This window comes from Paraburkholderia sp. BR10936, from assembly GCF_040965735.1.
GTDB classification, from domain to species: domain Bacteria; phylum Pseudomonadota; class Gammaproteobacteria; order Burkholderiales; family Burkholderiaceae; genus Paraburkholderia; species Paraburkholderia nodosa_A.
This window is the reverse complement of sequence record NZ_JBFRCM010000010.1, coordinates 196,469-220,931: the sequence shown is the minus strand read 5'-3', so window position 1 is coordinate 220,931 and position 24,463 is coordinate 196,469. Positions and strand designations below refer to the sequence as shown.

The window sequence follows — 24,463 nt, the reverse complement described above, 5'->3', positions numbered from 1 at the left end:
AAAGACAGGAGACACGATGCGCGCAATCCGCTGCAACCAGTACGGACCACCCGACTCGCTCACGCTCGAAGACTCGCCCGACCTCGTGCCGGGCCCCGGTCAGGTCGTGATCGACGTGAAGGCCGCGGCCGTGAACTTTCCCGATGTACTCATCATCGAGAACAAGTATCAGATGAAGCCGCCGCTGCCCTTCACGCCCGGCGCCGAACTCGCGGGCGTCGTGCGCGCGGCGGGCGAAGGCGTGAAGCTCGCGCCCGGTACGCGCGTAGTGGCCTATGTGGGCACTGGCGCGTTCGCCGAGCAGGCGCTTGCGGACGCATCGGCGTGCGTGGCGCTGCCCGAAGGCGCCGATTTCGCGACGGCCGCCGCTTTCACGCTCGCGTATGGCACGTCGCATCACGCGGTGGTCGATCGCGCGGCCCTGCGCGCAGGCGAAACGATGCTCGTGCTCGGCGCGGCGGGCGGCGTGGGCCTCGCGGCTGTCGAAATCGGCAAGGTGCTCGGCGCGCGCGTAATCGCGGCCGCCTCGAGCGAAGAGAAGCTCGAAGTCTGCCGCCGCTTCGGTGCGGACGCCACCATCAACTACAGCACCGAGGACTTGCGCGAGCGCATCAAGGCACTCACCGACGGCAAAGGCCCCGACGTGATCTACGACCCGGTGGGCGGCGAGTATGCGGAACCGGCGTTCCGCAGCATCGGCTGGCGCGGCCGCTATCTCGTGGTCGGCTTCGCGAATGGAGAGATTCCCAGGCTGCCGCTCAATCTCGCGCTGCTCAAGGGCGCGAGCCTCGTCGGCGTGTTCTGGGGCGATTTCGCGCGTCGCGAACCGCAGCACAATGCGGCAGCGTTCACGCAGATGATGGGCTGGATCGGTGAAGGCAAGCTCAAGCCGTACGTCTCGAAGCGCTACAAGCTCGCCGACACCGCGCAGGCGCTCAAGGACATGGCCTCGCGCAAGGTGACGGGCAAGATCGTGATCGAGCCCTGAACGTTTCCTGCCACGCAGGACGCAAAGCGAAAACGGCTCGCCGGTGGTTCACCGGCGAGCCGTCTTGCATAAGGCACTCGCCTTAGACGATGTGTTGCTCGCGCAACCGTGCGATGTGGTCCGCGTCGTAGCCCAGCGTCCTCAGGACTTCATCCGTATGCTCGCCCAACGCGGGACCAAGCCAGCGCGTGTCGCCGGGCGTCGCCGAAAGCTTGGGCGTGACCGCGGGCAGCGCGATGTCCACGCCTTCGCCTTCTTGCTCCCCCGGCGCTTGCCAGCGGAACTGCTGGATCATCTGGCGCGCCGCGAACTGCGGATCGGCGAACATGTCGGCCACGCTGTAGATGCGGCCCACGGGCACGTCGGCGGCATTGAGCACGTCGAGCGCTTCGTTGATGGTGCGCGTGGAAAGCCACGCCGCGATTGCGCCGTCGATCTCCGCCGTGCGCGGCACGCGGCCGTCGTTGTGGGCGAGTTGCGGATCGTTCGCGAGGTCCGCGCGGTCGATGGCCATCATCAGGCGCTTGAAGATCGGATCGCTGTTGCCGCCGATCACGATGCTACCGTCCCGGCACGGGTACGTATTCGACGGCACGATGCCCGGCAGCGACGCGCCGGTGCGCTCGCGCACCATGCCGTACATGCCGTACTCGGGCACCACGCTCTCCATCATGTTGAACACGGCCTCATAGAGCGCGACATCGACGATCTGGCCGCTGCCTCCGTTCATGTTGCGATGATGGAGCGCCATCATCGCGCCGATCACGCCGTGCAGCGCAGCGATCGAGTCGCCAATCGAAATGCCGATGCGCGGCGGCGGCAGATCGGGATAGCCGGTGATGTGGCGCAGGCCGCCCATCGATTCGGCGATCGCGCCGAAGCCCGGACGGTCGCGATACGGGCCGCTCTGGCCGTAGCCCGAGAGCCGCACCATCACGAGGCCGGGATTCTGCTTCGAGAGCACGTCGTAGCCGAGCCCGAGCTTTTCGAGCAGGCCGGGTCGGAAATTCTCGATGACGATGTCGGCTTCCTTCGCGAGCCGCCGCACGATCTCCTTGCCCTCTTCGGCTTTGAGATTCACCGTGACGGACTTCTTGTTGCGCGCCTGCACGGCCCACCAGAGCGACGTGCCGCCCGCTTCCGGGTAGAGCTTGCGCCATTTGCGCAGCGGATCGCCGCCCTTGGGGTCTTCGATCTTGATGACCTCGGCGCCGAATTCGCCGAGAAAGCGAGCGGCGAACGGACCGGCGATCAGCGTGCCGAGTTCGAGGACTTTGACGCCCGCGAGCGGGCCCGCGCCTTTCGCTGCGGATGCGTTCGACCGGGAATGGGGGGATTCGTGGGACGGGGCGGCTGCACTCATGGGGTCTCCTTTCATTCTGTTCGGCGAGCGGCACCACATCGAGTGCGCCGCGATCGAAGCCTGGCGGGACGCTACATCGAGCGCCGGTCGAGCATGGCCCGCGCGATGGTGCCCGCGTCGACATATTCGAGCTCGCCACCCACCGGCACGCCGCGTGCGAGACGCGTGACGGCGAGTCCGCGCGCCTTGAGCGTCTGACCGAGATAGTGGGCCGTCGCCTCGCCCTCGTTCGTAAAATTGGTGGCGAGCACCACTTCCTTGACGACGCCATCCGACGCGCGCTTCACGAGCCGGTCGAAATGGATCTCTTTCGGACCGATGCCGTCGAGCGGACTCAGATGCCCCATCAGCACGAAATACAAACCGCGGTACGTCATGGTCTGTTCGAGCATGATCTGGTCGGCCGGCGTTTCGACGACGCACAGCAGCGTAGGGTCACGCTCCTCGTCGAGGCACGTTTCGCATACCTGAGCTTCGGTGAAGGTATTGCACTTCTCGCAGTGCTTCAGATTCCCGGTCGCGAACAGGAGCGCGTTGCCGAGCTTTTCGGCGCCGTCGCGGTCGTGCTGCATCAGGTGATAGGCCATGCGTTGCGCCGACTTCGGCCCGACACCGGGCAACACGCGCAGCGCCTCGACGAGAGCGGCGAGAGCGGAAGGTTGTTTCATGCGGATTCAGCGCGAGATGCGCGACGGGGGTTTGAAGCGGAACCTGCTTCGGGGTGCTTCCTGCTGCCTGGCGTTGCTTGCTACTGCTTGCTACTTTCGACGCCGTGACGCCCGCGCAGCCCTGCCGGGTCGCGACGAGGCACGCGGGACACGCGGGCGCCGGCCTGCCTCACGCAGACGCGGCGCTCGCCACGTTCCTTAGAACGGCATCTTGAAGCCCGGCGGCAGCGGCAGGCCGGCGGTCATGCCGCCCATCTTTTCCTGCGACGTGGCTTCGGCCTTGCGCACCGCGTCGTTGAACGCCGCGGCCACGAGGTCTTCGAGCATGTCCTTGTCGTCCGTGAGCAGGCTCGGATCGATCGACACGCGGCGCACGTCGTTGCGGCAGGTCATCGTGACCTTGACGAGACCGGCGCCGGCCTGACCCTCGACTTCGATCTGGGCAAGCTGCTCCTGCATCTTCTTCATGTTTTCCTGCATCTGCTGGGCTTGCTTCATGAGCCCTGCGAGTTGGCCTTTCAACATAGTCACTGCTCCTTCTGGATCGTAGTCGTTCGAATCGATGCGCTCAAAAGCGCGCGACGCTTTGCGCGCCGCGCGGCGCAAATCAGTGGGCGGCCTGAGTGCCGCCCGATGCGGCTTCCGGCGCGACCGGCCGGATCGAGCCCGGCACGATGCTCGCGCCGAAATCGCGAATCAGTTGCTGCACGAAGGGGTCGGCGCCGATCTCGCGCTCGGCTTCGCGTTGACGCTGAGCGCGATCGGCGGCGTCGAGCGCGGCCGCCGTGCGGCGCGCGGGGCCGACTTCCACGCTCACTTCAACGGTCTTGCCAAGACGCTCGGCAAGCGCCGTCTTGAGCTTCGCGACCTGCGAGGCTTCGGCGTACTGCGGCACCGGCACGCTCAATTTGAGGAGCGTGCCTTCGAGCGCCGTCAGCTCGCTGTTGAACGCGAGCTGGTACGAGATGCCCTTGAGCGAAAGCGTGGCGGCGAGCGCAGGCCAGTCGCCCTTGAAACCGATCGGATCGAGCGCAATGCCCGGCGGCAGCTTGCTCACATCGACCACGGCCGGCGACGGCGTCAGCATCGCAGCGGCGGCGCGCGGCGCGGACGGCTCGCTGTCGTAAGGAGGCACGAAGCCGTCGTCGGGCGGCGCAAAGTACGCGTCATCGGCGCCGAGCGGCACGTAGTCGTCGGGTGGAATATCGTCCCACGGCGGCGCGCCCGAAGCGTCTTGCTGCGCGTTTGCGTTGCGCGGCGTCTGTCGTGCCTGCGCTTCGTGCGCGGCGGCGCGGCGAGCCGGATCGGGCGTCGGCACCTTCACTTCCATGCGCGGTGCGGCCTTCGGCGCGGGCGCCGGGGCGCTCGCGCCTGCAGCGGCAGCGGGACGGCCCGTGGCAACGCGCATGCCCTTGTTGCGCAGCACGTCGAGCGCAGCGCTTGCACCACCACGCGCGGATGCCGCAGCGGCGGGTTCCTCACGAGATTCGAATTGCGGCGCGGGCGCAGCGGCCACGCTCTGCACAGCTTGTGTCTCTTCTGGCGCGGGAGCGGCCGCAGCCGGCTCGACCGGTGCCACAGGCGCAGCTTGTGGCGCTGCGCCCGGGTTCGGCGCGGACTCGCCCGCGTCCTCCCAGGGCGGGACGACGCGCGCTTCGTCCGCGGGCCTCGCGAGCGGCGCAGGCGCGGACGCGCTCGCTTGCGGCTCGGCATCGGGCATCTTCGCCGGTGCGGCTTCGGTCGGCTGCGGCAGCGGGGCGGCGGGCTTCGGCACGACTGGCTGTGCAGCGGCAGGCGCCGCACTGCGCGCCGACGCCGCTACCGGAGCCGCCGCACGCGCGCCCGCGCCGGCCACAGCGGGCTTCGACGCCGGCGCACTGCCCACGCTGCCCGCGCTCACGGAAGGCTCGAACGCCAGCATGCGCAGGAGCGTCATCGTGAAGCCAGCGTATTCGTCGGGTGCCAGGCCGAGTTCGCTGCGCCCGAGGGTCGCGATCTGATAGAAAAGCTGGACCTGCTCCGGGCTCAACGCTTCCGCGAAACGGCGAATGTCGTCGGCTTCTGGCCACTCGTCGAGCACCGATGAAGGCGCGAATTGCGCCCAGCCAATGCGATGGAACAGACTCGCGAGGTCCTGCAGCGCGGCGGAAAACGACAGGCTGCGCAGCGCCATTTCGTCGGCGATGGCGAGCACGTTCGCGCCGTCGCCGGCCACGAGCGCGTCGATCAGCCGGATCAGATAGCTTTGATCGAGCGCGCCGAGCATGCCGCGCACCGCTTCTTCGGTGACCTGGTTGGCCGAATAGGCGATGGCCTGGTCGGTGAGCGAAAGCGCGTCGCGCATCGAGCCGTCTGCGGCGCGCGCGAGCAGGCGCAGCGCCTGCGCCTCGAACTCGACCTTCTCTTCTCCGAGAATATGCGTGAGATGCTCCACGATATTGCCCGCCGGCATCTGCTTCAAATTGAATTGCAGGCAGCGCGAGAGCACCGTGACCGGAATCTTCTGCGGGTCCGTCGTCGCGAGGATGAACTTCACATGCGGCGGCGGCTCTTCCAGCGTCTTCAGCATCGCGTTGAAGGCGTGGTTCGTGAGCATGTGCACTTCGTCGATCATGTAGACCTTGAAGCGCGCATCGACCGGCGCGTAGACCGCGCGCTCGAGCAGCGCGGCCATTTCGTCCACGCCGCGATTGCTCGCCGCATCCATCTCGACGTAATCGACGAAACGCCCTTCGTCGATTTCCCGGCACGCGCGGCACACGCCGCAGGGCTTCGACGTCACGCCGGTCTCACAGTTGAGCGCCTTGGCGAAGATACGCGACAGCGTCGTCTTGCCCACGCCGCGCGTGCCTGTGAAGAGGTACGCGTGATGCAGGCGGCCGCCGTCGAGTGCATGCGTGAGCGCGCGCACCACGTGCTCCTGTCCGACGAGCGAAGCGAAATCCTTCGGTCGCCACTTGCGTGCGAGAACTTGATAGGTCATCTGGAAATTGTATCAGCAACGCCCGCGCGTCCAGATGAATCGAAAGGCGGCCAATGCCCGGTTCGCGGCCGCCGCGCAATGGCGCGAGCCGGCGATTGCGGACGACGAAAACAGTGGCGATGCAGGCGTGACAAACACGACGAACGAAGAACCGCGTCGCGCAGTCGATTGCGCGGCGTCAATCTCGTATCTGGGGAGAAAAACGGAAGAAAAAAGAGGAAGGTGACGAGCCTGACCCTCGGCACTGGCGGAAAACGGCTGTGGCTGCTTCGTTCCCGACCTGACCAGGTTGACCGCCCCTCCATGCGAGGAGGCCCGTCACGGCGCATTCTAACATCGGTCGCGCGCCAATGCGACTGCTGCAGTGCGAAAAAACGCGCCGAGCCGCGCCGGGCATCGTTGCGCGCCCAGGTAGCTACCCTCTTGCAATGGCTCGCATCGCCTCCAGATAGCGTGCAGGAGCACGAGGTACCGCACGAAATGGCCCCCGCGAAAAGGCTCGCGCCGCCGCCAGAATGTGCCGCCGAATGTGGCCTGGAGGACGGAAACCCTGCTTGCGGCATGAGTACTATCACCGTCGGCAACGCATAGGGATTTAGGCTACACTGGCGTCGGCAATCGGCTGGGCCACGCGGTTTGCGTGCGAAGGGCGTGTGATTCGGACGTATGACTGGGGTTCGGTCTGGCCGCCCAGGCGGCCCCGGAAGAATTTTCAGTTTTGGTGTATCGTGGCGAGCAATTTACTCGGCCTCGAATCGAAAGAGGTATTCATACAATGAGCGAACAAATCAAGCATATCAGCGACGCATCGTTCGAACAGGACGTCGTGAAATCCGACAAGCCCGTGCTGCTGGACTTCTGGGCAGAGTGGTGTGGCCCGTGCAAGATGATCGCGCCGATTCTCGATGAAGTCGCGAAGGACTATGGCGAGCGCCTTCAGGTCGCGAAGATCAACGTCGACGAGCACCAGTCGACGCCGGTGAAGTTCGGCGTGCGCGGCATCCCCACGCTGATCCTCTTCAAGAACGGCGCCGTGGCGGCGCAGAAGGTCGGCGCGCTCTCGAAGTCGCAGCTCACCGCGTTCCTGGACAGCCACCTGTAACTTCCTCGCTGGCCGCCCCTCCCCGCCCGGGCGCATCGCCCGGCCAGCAAGGGGATGAGCCAAGCAACGGTGCGTGTTGTCACGCGACAACACGCACCATAAAAACACGCCGAAACTTGCTGTCGGTCTTCACTGACGGTTTCTGGCGTGTGCTATGCTAGAATTCATAAAGCGTCTACCGGCGCCCTTATAAAAGTTTCAAGCAAGCTTGAAGCGAAGTTTCAACCAAAAGTCCTTGAGCGGTTCCGCTCGCTTCTTTTCCCCCATTCTTTTCGTCGCACTCCTCCCCGACGGGTTCTCCGTATGCATCTTTCCGAGCTCAAGTCTCTGCACGTGTCTGAATTGATCGAGATGGCCAATGGCCTCGAGATCGAAAATGCGAACCGCCTGCGCAAGCAGGAACTCATGTTCGCGATTCTCAAAAAGCGCGCCAAGACGGGCGAAACGATCTTCGGTGACGGCACGCTCGAAGTGCTCCCCGACGGCTTCGGCTTCCTGCGCTCGCCGGAAACCTCGTATCTCGCCAGCACGGACGATATCTATATCAGCCCGTCGCAGATCCGCCGCTTCAACCTCCACACCGGCGACACGATCGAAGGTGAAGTGCGCACGCCGAAGGACGGCGAACGCTATTTCGCGCTCGTGAAGGTGGACAAGGTCAACGGCCAGCCGCCGGAAGCCTCGAAGCACAAGATCATGTTCGAGAACCTCACGCCGCTGCACCCGAACAAGGTGCTGCTGCTCGAGCGCGAGATGCGCGGTGAGGAGAACGTGACTGGCCGCATCATCGACATGATCGCGCCTATCGGCAAGGGTCAGCGCGGCCTGCTGGTCGCTTCGCCCAAGTCCGGCAAGACCGTGATGCTCCAGCACATCGCGCACGCCATCAAGCAGAACCACCCCGACGTGGTCCTGTTCGTGCTGCTGATCGACGAGCGCCCGGAAGAAGTGACCGAAATGCAGCGCTCGGTGGCGGGCGAAGTGATCGCCTCGACCTTCGACGAACCGGCTGCGCGTCACGTGCAGGTCGCCGAAATGGTGATCGAGAAGGCCAAGCGCCTCGTTGAAATGAAGCACGACGTCGTGATCCTGCTCGACTCGATCACGCGTCTCGCGCGCGCCTACAACACCGTTGTGCCCGCATCGGGCAAGGTGCTCACGGGCGGTGTGGATGCCAACGCACTCCAGCGTCCGAAGCGCTTCTTCGGCGCGGCACGTAACATCGAAGAAGGCGGCTCGCTCACCATCATCGGCACGGCGCTGATCGAAACCGGCAGCCGCATGGACGACGTGATCTACGAAGAGTTCAAGGGCACCGGCAACATGGAAGTGCACCTCGAGCGCCGTCTCGCGGAAAAGCGCGTCTACCCGTCGATCAACCTGAACAAGTCGGGCACGCGCCGCGAGGAACTGCTGATCAAGCCGGACATCCTCCAGAAGATCTGGGTGCTGCGCAAGTTCATCCACGACATGGACGAAGTCGAGGCCATGGAATTCCTGCTCGACAAGATTCGCCAGACGAAGAACAATTCCGAGTTCTTCGACATGATGCGCCGCGGCGGCTAAAGGCCCTCGCCCGCTCGAATCACCGCAAAACGCCCGCGACTTCGCGGGCGTTTTTCTTTTCCGGCAGAGGATCGCTGCACCTCGCAACCTGTACGTGCACGTTCACGTTGAAGTATAATGCGCAGCGTGTCTTGATCGCGTCCCGGCGAAAAAAGAGTTCCCCATGCCCAAGGATTCCCCCGCGCTGCTCACGGTGCGCGACGCCGCCGAGCGCCTGAACGTCACGCCGCGCACGCTCAAGTATTACGAAGAGCGGGGGCTCGTCAGCCCCTCGCGCAGTGAAGGCCGTTACCGGCTCTACGACGAGCACGACCTCGAGCAATTTTCGCGCATCCTGCGGCTGCGCGCGCTCGGCTTTTCGCTGCACGGCATTACCGAGATGCTCAAGCGGCCGCTCGAACAGGTTGGCGAAGGCCGCCGGCGCTATTCGCACGAGTCGCTCCAGCAGATCGCCGATGCACTGGCGCAGCAGATCGAGACGCTCGACACGCGCATCGCGGCCGTGCGCCGCGAGTTGAAGGAGGCGCAGACGGTGCGCATGGAGCTGGCCGACGACCTCGACTACCTGCAGCGGCGCCTCGCGGGAGAGCCGTCCGATCAGCTGATCGAGCAGCGCCTCGCCGCCACGCGGCGACGCAAGGCGGCCGCGGCCGCGACGGGCGGCGGACCGGCAGAGCCTTCGGGCAACGCACGCGAGAACGACGAATCGGCATGAGCACGGCCCAGCCTCGCGAGCCGATCTTCAGCGCGGCGCGCCTGCGCGGCGACTTTTTCCCGTGGGTGCTCGCCCTCGCGACCGGTCTCGACTACTACGACAACGCGATCTTCTCGTTCTTCACGAGCCATATCGCGGGCGGCATCAACGCGTCGCCCGACGAGCTCGTCTGGTCGTCGAGCGCCTACGCCGTGTGCGCCGTTCTGGGCATCCTGCAGCAGCAATGGTGGGTGGAGCGCATGGGCTACCGCCGCTACGTGGGGAGCTGCCTGCTGCTCTATGCCGTCGGCGCGATCGCGGCGGCACTGTGCGAATCGTCGATCGAGCTTGCCTTCGCGCGCGGCTTCCAGGGCTACTTCATCGGCCCGATGATGGGCACCTGCCGCATCCTCATCCAGATCAGCTTCACGCCGCAGCAGCGTCCAGTGGCAACGCGCGCGTTCCTCATTCTCATCGTGCTCTCCAGCGCGCTCGCACCGCTCGTGGGCGGGCAGCTCGTCGCGCATTTCGACTGGCGCGCCCTGTTCGCGTTTTCCGCGCCCGCAGGCGTGCTCTATGCCGTGCTGGCCCTGCTCGCGCTGCCCGATACGGGCCACTTGCTGCCTGAGGAGCGCGGCGAAGCGCACTTCTGGCCGTACCTCATCTTCGCGTTTGCACAGGGCGCGCTGCAGATCGCCATGCAGCAGGTGCGCTTCGAACTCTTCAGCGCGTCGCCGGAAATCATTCTGCTCACGCTCGTTGGGATCACGGCGCTCGCCTGGTTCGGCTGGCACCAGTGGCATCATCCGAAGCCGCTCATGCGCCTGCACGCACTGCGCGAGAAGCCGTTCCGGGTGGGCCTGCTGCTCTACATGGTCTACTACTACCTGAGCACGGCGCTCAGCTACCTGGTCTCGCGGCTGCTCGAAGGCGGTTTCAACTACCCCGTCGAAAACGCCGGACGCCTCACCGGCATCACGTCGCTCATCTCGGCCGGCGCCCTCTTTTTCTATTTCCGCTACGCGAAGCTCATTACGCACAAAAAGTGGATCATCGTGCCCGGCTTCGTGCTCTCGGCGTTCATTTCGTTCTGGATGACGCGGCTCACGCCGCAGGCTAGCGAAGCCTGGCTCATCCCGCCGCTGCTGCTGCGTGGCCTGCTGCTGCTCTTCATCGTGCTGCCCGTCGCCAATCTCACGTTCCGCATCTTCGCGATCGAAGAATTCACGCACGGTTACCGCTTGAAAAACATCGTCCGGCAGTTGACGATATCGTTCGCCACAGCCACCGTTATCATCGTCGAGCAGCACCGGCTCGCGCTGCACCAGACGCGGCTCGCCGAGTTCGTGAATCCGTTCAACCCGGCGTTCCAGAGCACCTACGCCGCGCTGACGCATTCCTTCGAACTGATGGGCCGCTCCGCGAGCGAAGCGCACGGACTTGCCCTCGCGCAGGTGAGCCGCATGGTCGCGCAGCAGGCGAGCTTCCTGAGTTCGCTCGACGGGTTTTACTTCCTGATCGGCGTGGCGGTGTGCGGCGGGATCTTCGCCGCGTGGCAAAAGCAGATCGATTGAACGACATCCAGACGCACGGGAAAACACACCCAGCGATGCTTTCGAAACTCTCTCACTGGTTCGACGCGCGCCGCCGCGAAAAGGCGCTGCGCACCTACGCGATCGACGACGCGCTTTGGCAGGCGACGCTCGCGGGCTTGCCCTTTCTCAAGCACCTCGACGCCGCCGACCTCGTGCGTCTGCGCGAGATGACGAGCCTTTTCCTCGCGCAAAAGGAGTTCTCCACGGCGCACGATCTCGAGCTGACCGACCCGATGAGCGTAGCGATCGCCGCGCAGGCGTCGCTGCCCGTGCTCAATCTTTCACTCGATCTCTACAAGGGCTGGGTGGGCGTGGTCGTCTATCCGGGCGAATTCGTGATCCGCAAGACCGTGGAGGACGAGGACGGCGTGGTCCACGAGGTGGAACACGACGCGAGCGGCGAGGCGTGGGAAGGCGGCCCCGTGATCCTCTCGTGGGAAGACGCGCAGATGACCGATGGCAGCGACGCGTACAACGTCGTGATCCACGAGTTCGCGCACAAGATCGATATGCTTAACGGCGAGGCCGACGGCCATCCGCCCCTCTTTCGGCGCTGGCACGCCCCGCTCGACGCGCAGGCGTGGGCCGACGTGTTCGACAACGCCTACGACCAGTTCTGCGACAAGGTGGACGCCGTGCCGGAGCGGCGCTGGGCGCGCTTCGAGCGCGATTCGCTGATCGATCCCTATGCCGCCGACCACCCGTCGGAGTTCTTCGCGGTGTGCAGCGAGGCGCTTTTCGTCAAACCGAAGGCATTCGAGGCGGAATATCCCGAGCTTTACCGGCTGCTCGCGCGCTATTACCGCCAGGACCCGGCGCGCGTGGGCGCACTGTCCGGCCAGCCGGCCTGAAACCTGACGCGCGGGAGCCTCAAAAATTCGCCAACCGGCTGATTATCTGGCATAATCGCCGTTTTTCGACCCTTGGGTAAGTGGCTCGCGCGGGCAAAGTCGGCAACATGGTGTTGCAGGCACGCGGGTTGGCTACCGCCAGATTTAAGGAATAACCATGAAAGAAGGCATTCACCCGGATTACCGCGAAGTCCTGTTCATCGACGTTTCGAACGACTTCAAGTTCGTGACCCGCTCGACCATCCAGACGCGCGAAACCGCCGAATTCAACGGCAAGACCTACCCGCTCGCCAAGATCGAAGTGTCGTCGGAATCGCATCCGTTCTACACGGGCACGCAAAAGATCATGGACACGGCAGGCCGTGTCGAGAAGTTCAACAAGAAGTTCGGCGCACGCGCCTCGGGCAAGGCCGGCAAGTAAGCACCTCGCCGCACCGGCTGCTGGCCGGTCCCGCATTGAACGTGCACAAAAAGGGCAGCATACGCTGCCCTTTTTTGTTGCCCGCGCCACCGTTGCGCCGTCCAGCAGCTATAAGGGTGCGACCTACCGCCCCTTTTTAGATGTTTCTGTGGATTATCCCGCGGCTAACGCCGTGACGCGCGGTCGCCGGCCCGGCTAGAATGCCGGATTGCTCCACGGCACACGGCCGGGTGTACCGTCTGCCGCGCATGCCTGCTTGACCCCCGCGTGCGAGCCGCCCGCTCGAACACGCCCGGTTTATCCGTCTCCCTTCGTACTGCATGAAGCCAGCCATTCGACTGACCGCCTCCGCCACCAGCGCCCTGCCGCGCTGGCTGCTGCTGACCATCTGTATCGTCTTCGCCGCGTTCGGCCTCTTTGGCCGCGACCCGTGGAAGAACGAGGATGCGGCGGGCTTCGGCGTGATGTGGACGATGGCGGGGGGCACCTCGCACGACTGGCTGCTACCCAATCTCGTCGGCAAGTACGTGACCGAGAACGGTCCGCTCGGCTACTGGCTCGGCGCCGCGTGCATCCGTCTCTTCGCACCATGGGTCGACGCGAGCAACGCCTCGCGCATCGCCACGGGCGTGCTGTTCTGCCTCGCGTGCGCGTTCGTCTGGTACAGCGCGTATCTGCTGGGCCGCCGCCCCGAAGTGCAGCCGTTCAAGTACGCGTTCGGCGGCGAGCCCGAGCCGCGCGACTACGGCCGCACGCTCGGCGACGGCGCCCTGCTCGTTCTGCTGGGCTGCTTCGGCCTCGCCGAGCGCGGTCACGAAACCACGCCGCAGCTCATGCAGTTCGTGGGCATCGCCATGCTGCTGTACGGCGTCGTGCGCGCCATCGACAAGCCGGTCCAGGGCGCCCTCTGGTGGGGCCTCGCGCTCGGCATCGTGATGCTCTCGAGCGGCCCGGTGCTCGTGGGCGCGCTCCTCATCGGCACGCTCGCCATGCTCGCCATCGCCCCCGAAACGCGCTCGCGCTGGCTGCTCGTGGCGGGCCTGCCCGTGGCGCTCGTGGTCTCGGCCTCGTGGCCCCTGCTGGCGCTGCACCTGTATCCCGACGACGCCGTCTGGTTCCTCAACCAGTGGGCGCACACCAACGTCAACGCCTTCGCAGGCCCCCCTGGCTACGTGCTGCGCTACGCCGCCAAGAATCTGCCGCTCTTCACGTGGCCCGCGTGGCCCCTCGCGATCTGGGCCTTCGTGAGCTGGGCGGGACTGCGCCGCAAACCGCACATCGCGATTCCGCTGTCGGTGATCGTGCCGCTGCTCATCCTCGTGGTCGTGCAGAGCCACGAATCGAACCGGCTCTTCATGCTCGTGCTGCCCGCGCTGGCGGTGCTCGCGACCTTCGCGCTGCCCACGCTCAAGCGCGGCGCGATCAACGCGATCGACTGGTTCGCGGTGCTGAGCTTCACGATTCTCAGCACCTTCGTATGGCTCGTGTGGCTCGCGGGCATGACCGGTTTCCCGGCGCCGCTCGCGCGCAACCTCGCGCGCCTCGCACCCGGCTTCGTGCCGGAGTTCAAGATTCTCTCGTTCGTGTGCGCGGTGGCCGTTACCGTGTGCTGGATGGTGCTCGTGCGCTGGCGCGTGGCGCGCCATCCGAAGGTGCTGTGGCGCAGCGTCGTGCTCTCGAGCGGCGGCACCACGCTCATGTGGGTGCTGCTCATGACGCTGTGGCTGCCGGTCGTCAACTACAGCCGGACCTACAAGGACGTGGCCGAGCAGATCGCCGCGCACCTGCCCGCCGACTATCAGTGCATCTCGCCCGTCCGCCTCGGCGATGCACAGATCGCCACCTTCGCGTACTTCGGCAGGATGCATTTCGCGTTCAACGAGGATTGCGACGTGATCCTGCGCCAGGACACGCAGGAATACGGCGAGCCGAGCTCGATGCCGGACTACGTGTGGAAGCTCGTCTGGGAAGGCCGCCGCGTCGCCGACCGCGACGAGCGCTTCCGCCTGTACGTGCGCATCGACCGTCCGACGCCGCCGCTCAAGAAACATGTCTGGCGCAAGCGTCCGGACTGAGGCCGTGCTGACGACGACTTTCGCCGGCGACGTCCGGCGCATCGCCGCGCTCGCGTGGCCGGTGCTGGTCGGGCAACTCGCGATCATCGCGTTCGGCGTGATCGACACCGCGATGGTCGGTCGCTACTCGGCGCTCGATCTCGCCGCGCTCGGCCTGGGTTCGTCGATCTACATCTCGGTCTATATCGCTCTCACGGGCATTCTCAGCGCGCTGCAGCCCGTAGCGGCGCAGCTCTATGGCGCGCGCAAGGACACGGAAATCGGTCTCGAAGTGCGCCAGGCGTTCTGGCTCGCGCTCGTGCTGATGGCGATCGGATTTACGATCCTCTACTTTCCCGGCCCGCTGCTCGACCTCGCGCACGCGCCCGAAGCACTGCGCGAGCGCACCGTCGGCTATCTGCGGCTGCTCTCGTTCGGGCTGCCCGCGGCGCTCGCCTTTCGCATCTATAGCTCGCTCGCCAATGCCGTGGGGCGCCCGCGCCTCGTGATGTTCCTGCAAGTCGGCGCGCTCATGCTCAAGGTGCCGCTCAACACGTGGCTCATCTTCGGCGGCCTCGGCGTGCCGGCGCTCGGGGGCCCAGGCTGCGCGCTCGCAAGCACCTCGATCAACTGGGCGCTCGCCTTGTGCGCGGCCTTCGCGCTCACGCGGGTGGACGTGTTCGCACCGTTCGAAATCTTCAGGCACTTCTGCTGGCCCGAGTGGAAACGCCAGGCCGAACTGCTCAAGCTCGGCATTCCGATGGGGCTTTCGTACCTCATCGAAGTGACGTCGTACACGTTCATGGCGATCTTCATCGCACGTATGGGCACGACCACGCTCGCCGGCCATCAGATCGCCGGCAACATCGGCGCCGTGCTCTACATGACGCCGCTTTCGATCGGCGTGGCGACCTCGACGCTCGTCGCCCAGGCGCTGGGCGGCGACCGCCCGGCCGAAGCGCGCACGCTCGCGCGGCACGGCGTGGCGACGGCCGTAGCGATTGCCTGCTGCTATGGCGCGATCGTGTTCGTACTGCGGCCGCTCATCATCGGCGGCTACACGCCGGACCCTGCCGTGGCAGTCGCAGCCATGCCGCTCGTCGCCATCGTCACCTGCTACCACGTGTTCGACGCCCTGCAGATCACCACCGCCTTCGCGTTGCGCGCCTACCGGGTCGCGGTCGTGCCGACCATCATCTATGCGCTTGCGCTCTGGGGCGTGGGCCTCGGCGGCGGCTACGCGCTGGGCTTCGACGTGACCGGCACGGTGCCCGCCTGGGCGACGGGCGCGCGCGGGTTCTGGCTCGCCAACATGGCGAGCCTCCTGATTGCCGGTGCCGGACTCCTGCTTTATCTCTCGCGGGTGAGCACGCGGTTTATGAGAGAACGCGCCTAGCTCGTCGGCGTCGGAGGCGTTAGGCGGTTAGTTGCAAATGCATGCAGATCACCCGGCCTCGGCCTGCCGCGCCGCCTCCACGGTCTGTGCTGCGTGATACGACGAGCGAACCAGCGGCCCGGCCACCACCTCGCTAAATCCCATTGCCAGCCCCGCCGCGCGCAACGCGGCGAATCCGTCGGGATGCATGTAGCGCTTCACCGGCAAATGAAACCGCGACGGCGCAAGGTACTGCCCGATCGTCAGCACTTCTACGCGATGCTCGAGCAGGTCGCGCATCGTCGCGAGCAACTCCGCATCGGTTTCGCCCAGCCCCACCATCAGCCCCGACTTCGTGACGAGCGCACCGTTCGCCGCTTTCGCGCGCGCAAGCAAATCGAGCGAGCCGTGATAGTCCGCGCCCGGCCGCGCCGCGCGATACAGCGAGGGCACGGTCTCGATGTTGTGGTTGAACACGTCGGGCCACGCGTACGAAAGCGCCTCGAGCGCGCGCGGGATACGGCCGCGGAAATCGGGCGTGAGCACCTCGACGCCGATTCCCGCTACGCGCTCGCGCACCCGCGCAATGCAACGCGCGAAGTGCGACGCGCCACCGTCGCGCAAGTCGTCGCGATCGACCGAGGTGATGACGACGTGACGCAAGCCCAGCGCCGCGACCGCTGCCGCAAGGTGCGCGGGCTCGTCCTCGTCGAGCGGCGCGGGACGTCCGTGAGCGACATCGCAGAACGGACAGCGCCGCGTGCACAGCCCGCCCATGATCATGAAAGTCGCGGTGCGCTGTGCAAAGCATTCGCCGATGTTCGGGCACATCGCTTCTTCGCATACCGAATGAAGCCGATGCTCGCGCAATACGGCCGCCACGCCCGCTACGGTTTCGCTCATGAGCGGACGCGCGCGCAGCCAGGGCGGCTTCGGCAAGACCGCGTCGGCGCTGGCAGGCGGCACGATCTTCACCGGAATGCGCGCGAGCTTCTCGCGGCTGCGCAGGCCCTCCTGACCCAGCGCCGTACTCGACGAGCGGGACACTCCAGACGTGGCGGCCTCCATGCTCAGGCTCCTTCGTCGAAGAAGGCTTTGAGCAGGCGATTGACCTCCTGCGCCGCCTCCATCTGCACCATGTGCCCCTTGCCCGCAATCACCTCCACGCGCACCTGCGACGGCAAGCCCTGCGCATGGCGCGCCGGTATGATCTGGTCGACCTCACCCCAGATCACGAGCGCGCGAGGCGCGAGCGACGCCAGCCGCTCGCGGAACACGCGCCGCTGAGCGCCGCCTTCGAACGCCTGCCCGGCAATCTTGCCGAGCGCGGCCTGCACGCCTTCGAGCCGCTTGTACTTCACGAGGTCCTCGACGAGCTGACGCGTGACCAGCGCGGGATCGGCGAACAGCTTCGTCACGTGCGGCTTGAGCGCATTGCGATTGCCCGCCGCGACGAAGCCCTCGATATACGCACCATCGATCTCGCTGCCAAGGCCTGCACTCGAAATCAGCGCAAGAGAAGTCACGCGCCCGGGCGCCTGCTCGGCCACCGCCATGGCCACTGCACCGCCCAGCGAGTGCCCAACGAGATGCGCGCGGTCTATCTTCTGCGCGTCGAGGAACGCGATCACGCTTTGCGCGAGCTCGCCGAGGCTCCCGCTCTCGAGCGCCTTGCCCGACTCGCCGTGACCCGGCAGATCGAGCGCCCAGACGGTGCGCTCCGCCGCGAGATCGGTGTGATTGAAGAGCCAGTTGTTGAGATCGCCGCCGAAGCCATGGATCAGCACGACAGGCACGCCCTCGCCTTCGCCCTGCTTCAGGTAGCGCACGGTCCTGCCGCCGATTTGCGACTTTTCCGGCTGCGGTCCCGCGTCGGCGTCGCCCGCCTGCGCCGGCACGAAGTCGCGCTGGAACTCGGCCACCGCGGCGTCGATATCCGCGTCGGCCGCTTCGGCATCGGCGACCACACCAAGCAGCGCGCCCACGGGCAGCGTTTCGCCCTCCTGCGCGATCTGCCGCCGCAACACGCCTTCGAACGCGCACTCGACGCCCGACGCGATCTTGTCGGACTCCACGTCGAGCAATTCATCGCCCTTGCTGACCTTGTCGCCGGGCGACTTGAGCCAGCCGTTCACCTGGCCCTGCTCCATCGACAGGCCCCATTTGGGCATCGTGATCATGTGAATCGGCATGACTTCAGCTCCTTGCTGCGCGCGCGGCGTCGGCGATCTTCTCCGCCGAGGGGATGTAGAGGTCTTCGAGCGATGCCGCGAACGGCACAGGCGTATGCGGGGCAGTGACCATGCCGACCGGTACCTTCAGTTCCTTGAACGCCTTCTGGCCAACGAGTGCCGCAATGTCGGTCGCGATCGAGCAGCGCGGATTGGCTTCGTCCACGACCACGACCCGGCCCGTGCGGCGCGCGCTTTCGAGGATCGTTTCCTCGTCGAGCGGCGAGGTCGTACGCAGGTCGATCACGTCCGCCTCGATGCCGTCTTTCGCGAGCTTCTGCGCAGCATCGAGCGCGTAGTGCACCATGCGTCCATACGTGACGATCGTGACGTCGTCACCGTCGCGCACGATGTTGGCCTCGCCGAATGGAATCGAATAGGATTCCTCCGGAACGTCGCCCTCCATTGTGTAGAGCAGCTTGTGCTCGCAGAAGATCACGGGGTCGTTGTCGCGTATCGCCTCGATCATGAGGCCCTTGGCGTCATAGGGCGTGGCCGGGCACACGACCTTCAGCCCGGGAATATGCGTGAAGAGCGAGGTGAGCATCTGCGAGTGCTGCGCCGCCGCGCGCAGGCCCGCGCCATACATGGTGCGAATCACGACCGGCGTGACGGCCTTGCCGCCGAACATGTAGCGGAACTTCGCCGCCTGATTGAAGATCTGGTCGAAGCACACGCCCATGAAATCGATGAACATCAGCTCCGCGACCGGCCGCATGCCGCACGCCGCCGCACCCACTGCCGTGCCGATAAAACCGCCTTCCGAGAGCGGCGTATCGAGCACTCGCCCGGGGAACTTGCCGTAAAGGCCCTTTGTCACGCCGAGCACGCCGCCCCACGCGTCCTGCTCGCCTGGCGCGCCCGCGCCGCCCGCGTTGTCCTCGCCCATCACGATCACGCTTTCGTCGCGCCCCATCTCCTGGGAAAGCGCTTCGTTGATGGCCTGCGAATAGGTGATTTTCCGTGCCATTTCTGTCTCCTTGATCTGGAATCCTGATGACCTGAGTGCGCAGCGCTTAAGGGTACGACACGTACACGTCAGTGAGCAGCGCTTCGGCTGGCGGCAGCGGCGCGGCCTTGGCCTGCGTCACGGCATCGTCGATCAGCTGCTTCACTTCGGCGTCCACCTTGCGCAGATCGCCGGTACTCGCGAGTTCGGCGCGCACCACGCGCTCTTCGAAGCGCTTCAGGCAGTCTTTTTCTTCGCGCAGCTTCTGCACTTCGCCAGGGGCTCGGTAGGTTTGCGCGTCGCCTTCGAAGTGGCCGAAATAGCGCGAGAGTTTCATCTCCACGAGCGTCGGGCCGCCGCCGCTGCGGGCGCGTGCAATGGCTTCGCCCAGCGCCTCGTGTACGGCGAAGAAGTCGAAGCCGTCGACGATCACGCCCGGCATGCCGAAGCCGTTCGCACGGTCGGCGATATTGTCGGCCGCGACCGACCACGTGGAAGACGTCGCCTCGGCGTAGCCGTTGTTTTCCGCGACGAAGATCACCGGCAAGCGCCACACGGAGGCGAGATTCATCGACTCGAAGATCACGCCCTGGTTCGACGCGCCGTCACCGAAGAAGCACACGCCCACGCCGCCCGTCTTCTTCTGCTTGGCGGCGAGCGCGGCGCCGCACGTGAGCGGACCGCCTGCGCCGACGATGCCGTTTGCGCCCAGCATGCCCTTCGACAGATCGGCGATATGCATCGAGCCGCCCTTGCCCCGGCACGACCCCGTGGCCCGGCCATAGATCTCGGCCATCATCTCGCGCACGTCCACCCCCTTGGCGATGCAGTGGCCGTGGCCGCGGTGCGTGGTGGCGACATAGTCGTTATCGTTCAGATGACTCATCGTGCCGACCGCGGAGGCCTCCTCGCCCGCGTACAGGTGCACGAAGCCTGGAATTTCGCCGGTCGCGAACTCGACGTGCAAGCGTTCCTCGAACTCGCGAATCGTGCGCATCGAGCGATACGCGGTGAGCAACTGCTCCTTGTTCAACTGAACTGACATGGTTGTCTCCTGGGTGTACGACGCTTGTACCGCTCTGGATTGGCTTGCTGCGGGGAAATGCGACTGCTCCTAGTGAAAAGTGAAACCGCCGTCGACGTTCACCGACTGGCCTGTGACGTTGTCCATCGTCGCGAAGAACAGGGCGAGCCGGCCCATGTCCTCCGGCGTTTGCGCGCGGCCCTGCGGAATCAGCGTGAGCTGATGGCGCTGCCAGGACTCTTCGACGCTCTCGCCTTCTGTCTTCCATTCGTCGGAGAGCCGGTCCCACATGTACGTACGCACGATGCCCGGGCAAATCGCGTTCACGGTGATGCCCTCGCGCGCGACTTCCTTGGCGAGCGCGTTGGTGAAGCCAACCACCGCAAATTTCGACGCGCTGTAGTGCGCAAGATTCGGGAACCCTTCCTTGCCCGCGATCGAAGCGACGTTGATGATCCGCCCGCGCTTTTGCGTACGGAAATGCGGCAGTGCAGCCTTGCAGCCGAGGAACACGCCTTTCGCGTTGACGCCCATGACGAAGTCCCAGTCCCGCTCTGTTAATTCGGATACCGGACTAATTGAAATCACGCCGGCGCAGTTCACGAGAATATCGAAGCCACCGAATTCCGAAAGCGCCTGCGAGACCATCCCTTCGAGCTGGACAGCCTGGGTGACGTCGACCTTGGCGAAGGCGGCGCGTCTGCCCAGCGACCGTATCTCATCCGCAGTCGCGGCAAGCGGTTCTTCGAGCAGATCCGCGAGCAGCACGTCCGCGCCGGCTTGCGCGAGCGTGAGCGCAATGCCGCGGCCGATGCCGCGCGCGCCGCCGGTCACGATCGCGACCTGGCCTTTCAGGGGTGTGTCCATGCGATGTCTCCTTCTTTCGGTGATGCGTGGAGGAAGCAAGCCCAATCGCTATGCGCGCGCGGCGGCCTCGCGCAACAGCTGATGCGACGCCGCGTAACGCAGCGTGCGCGCGACATCGACGGTCAGCGGACCGTGCCAGTCGAGCGTCACTTCATAGCGGTCGCCGCGCGCCGGTTCGATCTCACGCTCGCCGTCGAACGCGAGCGTGCCGTGGCCCGCTTCGAGCGGCAGCGCCACGCCGACTTCGAGGCGCTGGCAGGTAAGCATCGTCAGGCGCTCGACGCGGCCCGGCGCAATCGGCGCGAGCAACGGCACGCCTGCGCCGCTGCCCTCGGGCGCGCCAGGCTGGGCGAACGTCATATGCAGGCCGTGCGCCGCATCGCGCCCGACCGGCGCCCAAGCCCCGCCGATCGACGAGAGACCGATGCCGTCGGGCGGCGCGAAGGTCAGGAAAAGTGATTCGATATCCGAACTTTCAGAAATCGCACGCGCACCGATGAACGGCTGACGCGCCACGCAAATGTCGACGAGCGCGATTTCTTCGCGCCCGCGCGACGGCCCTTCCACGCAGCGCGCGACGAGCCGCTTGTTGCGCGAAAGCGCCGACTCGGCGGGCACCGCGCCGGTCGCGACGAGCGCGCCCGCGAGGCCCGCGACGGTGGCCTCGCGCAGTTCGGGAAAGGCGTTGTTGGTGCCGGTGGAGAGCGCGAGCAGCGGCGTCGCGCCGCAATGGGCCGCGACCGCGCGATGGGTGCCGTCGCCGCCCAACACCGCGATCAGCGCAACCTCCTCTCGCACCATGTGATCGACACCGGCGTGCGTATCGGCAACGCTTTCGTCCACGAGCAGATCGACGAACACGACCTCGGGCCAGGGTTCGTGCGCGGCAATGGCCGTGTGCGTCTCGATTGCGCGCAGGAGCAGCGCGGCCACGCCGGTGTTGTCGCGCAACGTGAGCACGCGCGTCACGCCGAGCGCGCCCAGGCCTGCGAGCAGGCGCACGACCATGTTCGCCTTCTCGGCCGTGGGAAAGACGGAAGCATGCGAAGTGAGACGGCGAATGTCGCGGCCCGATGCGGGGTTGGCGATCACGCCTACAGTCACGGGCGTCGTCACGGATTTTGTCTCCTGATGGCGTCGCACCGTGCATTGCCGTGCGCCGCCTTTGCCGCCAGACTCTGCAAGCGTCATGCCAATGACGTCGAGAAAGCGCGGCGATAGCGCAGAAGGCCGCGTGACGGGGTTCCGCGCCAATTGCACGCCGTAGCGTCGGCACGAATTGCGTCGCGCGTGGCGTCTCAGCCGCCTTCTCGCATGCGCGAAGCGCCGGTCGCACCGCCAGGCGCCCGCGTGAAGGAATACGCGCATAGCCCCGCGTGGCGTGCCAGAGCGGCGACAGAACGCCCAGGTCCGCCGCGCCGAAAGGCGCGACACGAGCCGCTGAGACGATCGTCTCAGCCGTCTCGCATGCTGCGCTGCGGTGTGATCGCGCGCAAAGGATGTGCTACAAAAGACTCCCGCCGAACGCTTTCCGGTCCGACGTAACCCGACGTTACTCCGACGCTCACCGCGAGCCGTCGCCTGGAACCGCTCATGCCCTACGCCCTTGCGTCTACCCGGCACGCCGAGCGCGTGCGCGGCGCCGTAGAAGGCCGCCTGCCCGCGCCGTCCGACTCGCCGCGCCTCGTCTCGTCGTGGCAGCGCTCGTTCGAGCGCTATCAGCTGGACCCCGGCTCCGTGATCGGCCCGCGCGTGCTGAGCGCCGCCGAGCTGCGCGAGATCCGCGATCGCGAGGAGTCCTTTCTGCGCGCCTCCGGCCAGTGCCTCACGCGATTGCACGACATGGTGCGCGAGGCCGATTACTGCGTGATGCTGACCGACGCGCACGGCGTGACGATCGACTATCGCCTGGACCGGGAGCGCCGCAACGACTTCAAGCACGCGGGTCTCTATATCGGCTCGTGCTGGTCCGAGAGCGAGGAAGGCACCTGCGGCATCGCGAACGTGCTCACCGATCTCGCGCCCATCACGGTGCACAAGACCGACCATTTCCGCGCCGCGTTCACCACGCTCACGTGTAGCGCCGCGCCGATCTTCGCGCCGGGCGGCGAGCTGATCGGCGTACTCGATGCGTCGGCCGTGCAATCGCCCGACAATCGCGAGAGTCAGCGCATCGTCAACCAGCTCGTGCGCCAGAGTGCCACGCTCATCGAAGACGGCTATTTCCTGCATCGCCTCGCGTCGTGCTGGATACTCTTCGGTCACCAGAATCGCAATTACGTGGAAGCGCAGCCCGAGCTGCTGATCGCCTTCGACGAAAACGGCAACGTGGTCGCCGCAAACCGGCGCGCGCGCGAATGCATGCCGTGCCTGGACGGCCCGCGTCATATCGACGAGATTTTCGATTCGTCGCACGTGCAGTTGCGCGACATCGGGCGCATCGAAACCATCGCGGCACTGCGCCTGCGCACGAACGGCTCGATGCTGTATGCGCGCATCCGCGCGCCGCTTGGGACGAGCGGTTACGGCGGACACAGCGCACGCAGCGGCACCGGCGCGGCGCATGGCGCAATGCCACTGCGGCGCGACGCCGCCGACGCGCACGAATACGACCGCAGCGCGCTCGGCCCCTTCCTGCGCAGCGCCGACCCGCGCGTGGCCGAAAACGCGCGCATCGCGCAGCGCGTGGCGGGCAAGCGCCTGCCGATCCTGCTGCTCGGCGAAACCGGCGCCGGCAAGGAGGTGTTCGCGCGCGCCATCCACGACGCCAGCGCGCGACGCAATCGGCCGTTCATCGCGGTGAATTGCGGGGCGCTGCCCGAGTCGCTGATCGAGAGCGAGCTGTTCGGCTATGCGCCGGGCGCGTTCACGGGTGCGCGCCGGCACGGCGCACGCGGCAAGATCGTGATGGCCGATGGCGGCACGCTCTTTCTCGACGAAATCGGCGACATGCCGCTCGCGCTGCAGACCCGCCTTTTGCGCGTGCTGGCCGAGGGCGAAGTCCTGCCGCTCGGGAGCGAAACGCCGATGCGCGTCGATATCGACGTGGTCTGCGCAACGCACCGGGACCTCGCGCAGATGGCCGGCGCGGGCGCATTCCGCGACGATCTCTACTATCGCCTGAGCGGCGCGGTGCTCACGCTGCCGCCGCTGCGCGAGCGGCGCGACATCGCGATCCTCATCGACACGGTCTTCGCGGAAGAAGCGCAGGCCGCCGGCCGGCCGCTCGCACTCGACGCCACGCTCGCGGCGCGGCTCGCGAAGTTCGCGTGGCCCGGCAACCTGCGGCAACTGCGCAATGCGATGCGTTACGCATGCGCCGTCTGCGACACCGTGCTGGTCGAAGCGCGGCACCTGAGCGGCGACCTCGCGGCGCGCCTGCCGCCACTCGCAGCGCCGGCCGCATCCGGCTGCCCAGCCGGCATTCCGCCAGCGTCGCCGCTCTCCGACGAGGACGAGCGCGCACGCATCGTCGCGGCGCTCACGGCGCACCGCTGGCGTCCGAACGCCGCCGCACTGGCACTGGGCATTTCGCGCGCGACGCTCTACCGGCGCATGGCGAAGCTCGCCATCGTCGGGCCCCATCGCGTTTGAGCCGGATTGCGCTGACTTCCGCGCGTTTCGCGTCGCCAGAGTGCACAGAAGTATTAAATATTGTGCGGCGCGATTTACTTGCCACACTCCGGCCGGTATAAATCGAGCGCTCGCGATCCACAGATACGCCATCTGGCC

Annotated in this window: 21 protein-coding genes and 1 other RNA gene; 11 read left to right on the top strand and 11 right to left on the bottom strand. The window is 66.2% G+C overall.

The features are described from left to right. The first annotated feature begins 16 nt into the window (after nt 1-16). A complete protein-coding gene (locus AB4Y36_RS21920; protein ID WP_368684043.1) occupies nt 17-988 on the top strand; it encodes an NADPH:quinone oxidoreductase family protein in 972 nt (323 codons plus the stop codon). A gap of 82 nt (nt 989-1,070) precedes the next feature. Here AB4Y36_RS21920 and AB4Y36_RS21915 read toward each other — a convergent pair whose 3' ends face one another. From AB4Y36_RS21915 to dnaX, 4 genes are all read right to left on the bottom strand, one after another. Beyond that, nucleotides 1,071-2,351 (bottom strand): CaiB/BaiF CoA transferase family protein, encoded by a 1,281-nt coding sequence (locus AB4Y36_RS21915; protein WP_368684042.1) that lies wholly within the window; start codon nt 2,349-2,351, stop codon nt 1,071-1,073. Between the two features lie 71 nt (nt 2,352-2,422). Further along, nucleotides 2,423-3,019 (bottom strand): recombination mediator RecR, encoded by a 597-nt coding sequence (gene recR, locus AB4Y36_RS21910; protein WP_028204939.1) that lies wholly within the window; start codon nt 3,017-3,019, stop codon nt 2,423-2,425. 198 nt (nt 3,020-3,217) lie between these two features. Continuing rightward, nucleotides 3,218-3,544: a YbaB/EbfC family nucleoid-associated protein gene (locus AB4Y36_RS21905; RefSeq protein WP_069267501.1), complete on the bottom strand. Its 327-nt coding sequence runs from the start codon at nt 3,542-3,544 to the stop codon at nt 3,218-3,220. 82 nt (nt 3,545-3,626) lie between these two features. Beyond that, nucleotides 3,627-6,002: a DNA polymerase III subunit gamma/tau gene (gene dnaX, locus AB4Y36_RS21900; protein WP_368684041.1), complete on the bottom strand. Its 2,376-nt coding sequence runs from the start codon at nt 6,000-6,002 to the stop codon at nt 3,627-3,629. A 34-nt stretch (nt 6,003-6,036) separates the two neighbouring features. Between dnaX and AB4Y36_RS21895 the strand changes: the two genes are divergently transcribed. Continuing rightward, on the top strand, nt 6,037-6,228 hold the full coding sequence (locus AB4Y36_RS21895; protein ID WP_342945695.1) for a hypothetical protein: 192 nt from the start codon (nt 6,037-6,039) through the stop codon (nt 6,226-6,228). Here the strand turns inward: AB4Y36_RS21895 and ffs are convergent. Next, an RNA gene (ffs, locus tag AB4Y36_RS21890) (signal recognition particle sRNA small type) lies at nt 6,224-6,322 on the bottom strand. The genes AB4Y36_RS21895 and ffs overlap by 5 nt on opposite strands. Nucleotides 6,323-6,777: 455 nt before the next feature. On the opposite strand from ffs, the gene trxA reads away from it, so the two are divergent. From trxA to AB4Y36_RS21850, 8 genes are all read left to right on the top strand, one after another. Further along, nucleotides 6,778-7,104, top strand: coding sequence for a thioredoxin TrxA (gene trxA, locus AB4Y36_RS21885; protein WP_069267503.1), 327 nt, complete (start codon nt 6,778-6,780; stop codon nt 7,102-7,104). 303 nt (nt 7,105-7,407) lie between these two features. Continuing rightward, a complete protein-coding gene (gene rho, locus AB4Y36_RS21880) occupies nt 7,408-8,670 on the top strand; it encodes a transcription termination factor Rho (RefSeq protein ID WP_027818379.1) in 1,263 nt (420 codons plus the stop codon). Between the two features lie 163 nt (nt 8,671-8,833). Further along, nucleotides 8,834-9,385 carry a MerR family transcriptional regulator gene (locus tag AB4Y36_RS21875; RefSeq protein WP_368684040.1) on the top strand — a complete coding sequence of 184 codons (552 nt, stop codon included), beginning with the start codon at nt 8,834-8,836 and terminating at the stop codon, nt 9,383-9,385. After that, nucleotides 9,382-10,938, top strand: coding sequence for an MFS transporter (locus AB4Y36_RS21870; protein ID WP_342945693.1), 1,557 nt, complete (start codon nt 9,382-9,384; stop codon nt 10,936-10,938). The genes AB4Y36_RS21875 and AB4Y36_RS21870 overlap by 4 nt, the downstream gene beginning before the upstream one ends. Nucleotides 10,939-10,973: 35 nt before the next feature. Beyond that, on the top strand, nt 10,974-11,810 hold the full coding sequence (locus AB4Y36_RS21865; RefSeq protein ID WP_368684039.1) for a M90 family metallopeptidase: 837 nt from the start codon (nt 10,974-10,976) through the stop codon (nt 11,808-11,810). 157 nt (nt 11,811-11,967) lie between these two features. Beyond that, nucleotides 11,968-12,231 (top strand): type B 50S ribosomal protein L31, encoded by a 264-nt coding sequence (locus tag AB4Y36_RS21860; RefSeq protein WP_069267507.1) that lies wholly within the window; start codon nt 11,968-11,970, stop codon nt 12,229-12,231. A 320-nt stretch (nt 12,232-12,551) separates the two neighbouring features. Next, on the top strand, nt 12,552-14,306 hold the full coding sequence (locus AB4Y36_RS21855; protein ID WP_368606710.1) for an ArnT family glycosyltransferase: 1,755 nt from the start codon (nt 12,552-12,554) through the stop codon (nt 14,304-14,306). A 4-nt stretch (nt 14,307-14,310) separates the two neighbouring features. Beyond that, nucleotides 14,311-15,681, top strand: a complete 1,371-nt coding sequence (locus AB4Y36_RS21850) for an MATE family efflux transporter (RefSeq protein WP_368684038.1) — start codon at nt 14,311-14,313, stop codon at nt 15,679-15,681. Nucleotides 15,682-15,729: 48 nt separating this feature from the next. Here AB4Y36_RS21850 and lipA read toward each other — a convergent pair whose 3' ends face one another. From lipA to AB4Y36_RS21820, 6 genes are all read right to left on the bottom strand, one after another. Beyond that, on the bottom strand, nt 15,730-16,728 hold the full coding sequence (gene lipA, locus AB4Y36_RS21845) for a lipoyl synthase (protein ID WP_342945689.1): 999 nt from the start codon (nt 16,726-16,728) through the stop codon (nt 15,730-15,732). A gap of 2 nt (nt 16,729-16,730) precedes the next feature. Beyond that, nucleotides 16,731-17,852: an acetoin dehydrogenase dihydrolipoyllysine-residue acetyltransferase subunit gene (locus tag AB4Y36_RS21840; RefSeq protein WP_368684037.1), complete on the bottom strand. Its 1,122-nt coding sequence runs from the start codon at nt 17,850-17,852 to the stop codon at nt 16,731-16,733. Nucleotides 17,853-17,856: 4 nt separating this feature from the next. Next, nucleotides 17,857-18,861 (bottom strand): alpha-ketoacid dehydrogenase subunit beta, encoded by a 1,005-nt coding sequence (locus tag AB4Y36_RS21835; RefSeq protein WP_342945687.1) that lies wholly within the window; start codon nt 18,859-18,861, stop codon nt 17,857-17,859. A 46-nt stretch (nt 18,862-18,907) separates the two neighbouring features. Continuing rightward, entirely contained in the window at nt 18,908-19,885 is a 978-nt protein-coding gene (locus tag AB4Y36_RS21830; RefSeq protein ID WP_069267513.1) for a thiamine pyrophosphate-dependent dehydrogenase E1 component subunit alpha, read from the bottom strand. Between the two features lie 69 nt (nt 19,886-19,954). Next, nucleotides 19,955-20,731: an SDR family NAD(P)-dependent oxidoreductase gene (locus tag AB4Y36_RS21825; RefSeq protein ID WP_069267514.1), complete on the bottom strand. Its 777-nt coding sequence runs from the start codon at nt 20,729-20,731 to the stop codon at nt 19,955-19,957. A 48-nt stretch (nt 20,732-20,779) separates the two neighbouring features. Next, complete coding sequence (locus tag AB4Y36_RS21820; protein WP_069267607.1) at nt 20,780-21,847, bottom strand: ATP-NAD kinase family protein; 1,068 nt, start codon at nt 21,845-21,847, stop codon at nt 20,780-20,782. A 477-nt stretch (nt 21,848-22,324) separates the two neighbouring features. Between AB4Y36_RS21820 and AB4Y36_RS21815 the strand changes: the two genes are divergently transcribed. Continuing rightward, nucleotides 22,325-24,325, top strand: coding sequence for a sigma-54-dependent Fis family transcriptional regulator (locus AB4Y36_RS21815; RefSeq protein ID WP_368684036.1), 2,001 nt, complete (start codon nt 22,325-22,327; stop codon nt 24,323-24,325). The last annotated feature ends 138 nt before the right edge of the window (nt 24,326-24,463 follow it).

What these genes read in the sequence shown, in the direction of transcription:
- AB4Y36_RS21915 (WP_368684042.1), bottom strand. Translation starts at nt 2,351, where the DNA reads ATGAGTGCAGCCGCCCCGTCCCACGAATCCCCCCATTCCCGGTCGAAC.
- AB4Y36_RS21920 (WP_368684043.1), top strand. Translation starts at nt 17, where the DNA reads ATGCGCGCAATCCGCTGCAACCAGTACGGACCACCCGACTCGCTCACG.
- trxA (WP_069267503.1), top strand. Translation starts at nt 6,778, where the DNA reads ATGAGCGAACAAATCAAGCATATCAGCGACGCATCGTTCGAACAGGAC.
- AB4Y36_RS21815 (WP_368684036.1), top strand. Translation starts at nt 22,325, where the DNA reads ATGCCCTACGCCCTTGCGTCTACCCGGCACGCCGAGCGCGTGCGCGGC.
- AB4Y36_RS21865 (WP_368684039.1), top strand. Translation starts at nt 10,974, where the DNA reads ATGCTTTCGAAACTCTCTCACTGGTTCGACGCGCGCCGCCGCGAAAAG.
- AB4Y36_RS21870 (WP_342945693.1), top strand. Translation starts at nt 9,382, where the DNA reads ATGAGCACGGCCCAGCCTCGCGAGCCGATCTTCAGCGCGGCGCGCCTG.
- AB4Y36_RS21905 (WP_069267501.1), bottom strand. Translation starts at nt 3,544, where the DNA reads ATGTTGAAAGGCCAACTCGCAGGGCTCATGAAGCAAGCCCAGCAGATG.
- AB4Y36_RS21855 (WP_368606710.1), top strand. Translation starts at nt 12,552, where the DNA reads ATGAAGCCAGCCATTCGACTGACCGCCTCCGCCACCAGCGCCCTGCCG.
- AB4Y36_RS21860 (WP_069267507.1), top strand. Translation starts at nt 11,968, where the DNA reads ATGAAAGAAGGCATTCACCCGGATTACCGCGAAGTCCTGTTCATCGAC.
- AB4Y36_RS21840 (WP_368684037.1), bottom strand. Translation starts at nt 17,852, where the DNA reads ATGCCGATTCACATGATCACGATGCCCAAATGGGGCCTGTCGATGGAG.
- lipA (WP_342945689.1), bottom strand. Translation starts at nt 16,728, where the DNA reads ATGGAGGCCGCCACGTCTGGAGTGTCCCGCTCGTCGAGTACGGCGCTG.
- recR (WP_028204939.1), bottom strand. Translation starts at nt 3,019, where the DNA reads ATGAAACAACCTTCCGCTCTCGCCGCTCTCGTCGAGGCGCTGCGCGTG.
- AB4Y36_RS21835 (WP_342945687.1), bottom strand. Translation starts at nt 18,861, where the DNA reads ATGGCACGGAAAATCACCTATTCGCAGGCCATCAACGAAGCGCTTTCC.
- dnaX (WP_368684041.1), bottom strand. Translation starts at nt 6,002, where the DNA reads ATGACCTATCAAGTTCTCGCACGCAAGTGGCGACCGAAGGATTTCGCT.
- AB4Y36_RS21895 (WP_342945695.1), top strand. Translation starts at nt 6,037, where the DNA reads ATGAATCGAAAGGCGGCCAATGCCCGGTTCGCGGCCGCCGCGCAATGG.
- AB4Y36_RS21825 (WP_069267514.1), bottom strand. Translation starts at nt 20,731, where the DNA reads ATGGACACACCCCTGAAAGGCCAGGTCGCGATCGTGACCGGCGGCGCG.
- rho (WP_027818379.1), top strand. Translation starts at nt 7,408, where the DNA reads ATGCATCTTTCCGAGCTCAAGTCTCTGCACGTGTCTGAATTGATCGAG.
- AB4Y36_RS21875 (WP_368684040.1), top strand. Translation starts at nt 8,834, where the DNA reads ATGCCCAAGGATTCCCCCGCGCTGCTCACGGTGCGCGACGCCGCCGAG.
- AB4Y36_RS21830 (WP_069267513.1), bottom strand. Translation starts at nt 19,885, where the DNA reads ATGTCAGTTCAGTTGAACAAGGAGCAGTTGCTCACCGCGTATCGCTCG.